Annotated in this window: 1 protein-coding gene; it reads right to left on the bottom strand. The window is 70.3% G+C overall.

The features are described 5' to 3' along the window. A partial coding sequence (locus tag ACFU5M_RS34480; protein WP_379055816.1) for a condensation domain-containing protein occupies positions 1 to 1517 on the bottom strand: 1517 nt, incomplete at both ends.

Raw genomic sequence — 1517 nt, 5'->3', positions numbered from 1 at the left:
TCGACGCGGGTGCGCAGGGTGAGGGTGTTGACGAACATGCCGACCAGGTCGTCGAGGACGCGTTCGCCGCGTCCGGCGATGGGGGTGCCGATCGCGACGTCCGGGTCGCCGGTGAGGCGGGCGAGCAGTACCGCGAGGGCGGCGTGGACGACCATGAACAGGGTGCAGTTGTGTGCGCGCGCCAGTTCGGTGAGGGCGTGGTGGATCTGGGGGGAGATCCCGAATCCGGTGTTCGCGCCGCGCATCGATGCCACCGCGGGGCGGGGGCGGTCCAGGGGTAGTTCGAGTTCGCCGGTCAGTCCGTCGAGTTGGGTGCGCCAGTAGGCGAGTTGGCGGGCGGCGACGGAGGCGGGGTCGTCGTCGGTGCCGATGACGTGTCGTTGCCAGATCGCGTAGTCGGCGTATTGCACTTCCAGCGGCGCCCAGCGGGGGGAGTTGCCGCCGATGCGGGCGAGGTAGGCGGTGACCAGGTCGCGGGCCAGGGGTGCCATGGAGGCGCCGTCGGCGGCGATGTGGTGGGCCACCACTGCCAGTAGGTGTTCGTCGGGGGTGGTCTCGGCCAGTAGCGCGCGCACCGGGACTTCTTCGGTGACGTCGAATCCGGTGAGCATCAGTTCGGTGATCTGGGTGATCGGGTCGTCGGTGGTGGTGACCTCCAGCCCGCCGGGTAGGGCTTGTTCGACGGTGAGGATCTGCTGGAACGGCAACCCGCCCGGTCCGCCGGCCGGATACCGGGTGCGCAGGGATTCGTGGCGTTCGAGGACGTCGGCCAGGGCGTAGCGCAGCGCGGAGACATCCAGCGCGCCGTGCAGCCGGATGGCCATGGGGATGTTGTAGGCGGGGGAGGTGGGGTCGAACTGGTTGAGCACCCACATCCGTTGCTGGGCGAGTGACAGCGGGATCGGTTCGGTGCGTTCGGTGCGGGTCAGCCGGGGGCGGGCGCCGCCGCCTGCGCCGGGCACCACCCGCGCGGCCAGCGCGGCCACCGTGGGTGCTTCGAACAACTCACGCACCACCACGTTGGCATCCAGTGCTTCGTTGATCCGCGCGACCACGCGGGTGGCCAGCAGCGAGTTGCCGCCCAAGGCGAAGAAGTCGTCGTCCAACCCGACCTCCGGCGCGCCCAGCAGCCCGGCGAACACCTCGGCCACGGCCTGCTGCACCGGTGAACTCGGTGCCCGGTAGGCGACGGTGGACACGACGTCGGGGGCGGGCAATGCCCGCCGGTCCAGTTTGCCGTTCGGGGTCAACGGCAGCGTCTCCAGCACCACGACCGCGTCGGGCACCATATACCCGGTCAAGAACTCCGCTACCTGCGCGCGCAGCACCGACGCATCCACACTCACCCCGTAGTCGGGCACCACGTACCCGATCAGGCGGTCACCGGCGTGCTCGTCGGCGCGGACCAGCACCACCGCCTGACTGACCCCCGGGCAGCGCAGCAGCGCCGCTTCGATCTCGCCGAGCTCGATACGGAACCCACGCAACTGCACCTGCTGGTCCCCACGCCCGGCGTA

Origin of the sequence: Nocardia sp. NPDC057455 (assembly GCF_042802775.1) — a bacterium.
Classification (GTDB): domain Bacteria; phylum Actinomycetota; class Actinomycetes; order Mycobacteriales; family Mycobacteriaceae; genus Nocardia.
This window is presented reverse-complemented; position numbering and strand designations above follow the sequence as displayed.